Annotated in this window: 1 protein-coding gene; it reads right to left on the bottom strand. The window is 47.8% G+C overall.

Features of this window, described 5'->3' with window-relative positions; all coding sequences use genetic code 11:
* Positions 1–38: 38 nt before the first annotated feature.
* Positions 39–398 carry a hypothetical protein gene (locus LKK83_RS23055; RefSeq protein ID WP_324633730.1) on the bottom strand — a complete coding sequence of 120 codons (360 nt, stop codon included), beginning with the start codon at positions 396–398 and terminating at the stop codon, positions 39–41.
* Between the last annotated feature and the right edge of the window lie 117 nt (positions 399–515).

Raw genomic sequence — 515 nt, 5'->3', positions numbered from 1 at the left:
AAAGAGCACTACAAGGCAATTAAGGCGGTAATCAAGGCTCACAAAACAGCCCCACAAGCCGCATTAATCAAACACCTTGGTGCGGTAAAGAATTTCTCACCGATTCGGTGCATTGGCGGTTGGGACAGATGAGAGTTGCCTACCACATTAATTTGAAATCCGCTATAGTTGTAGATATAGATTCGCTCGTTAAATTTGGTTTGATACTGACTTTGGACTTCCACGTGGATGATGACCCACCAGGGTTCTCCGTCTAGAAGCTTCACCTGGAATAGGCGATCGGACAGGGTGTCGCCGCTGGCGGATTCTCCCACAATCTCGGGCAATTCCTGACTGAGCGACATATAGGGTTCTTCCCAGTCGATTTCCCGGTAAATCTCCGGAAAAAAGAAGTTCATAAATGAGGGAAAATAGGTTTCGATCGCCTCTTTCCAGGGTTCATCATCAGAAATTAGGGTTGGTAAGGGGGAGAACGGAAACCCTCGTCATTTATGCGTAGGGAGGAGTTCTCCCCC

Origin of the sequence: Phormidium sp. CCY1219 (genome assembly GCF_035615515.1) — a bacterium.
In the GTDB taxonomy this organism is placed as follows: Bacteria; Cyanobacteriota; Cyanobacteriia; order Cyanobacteriales; family Laspinemataceae; genus CCY1219.
The sequence above is the reverse complement of the archived record's forward strand: the minus strand, read 5'-3'. Positions and strand labels throughout refer to the sequence as shown.

Bases quoted from the DNA above. Each gene is read 5' to 3' on its own strand.
- LKK83_RS23055 (WP_324633730.1), bottom strand. From the start codon at position 398: ATGAACTTCTTTTTTCCGGAGATTTACCGGGAAATCGACTGGGAAGAA.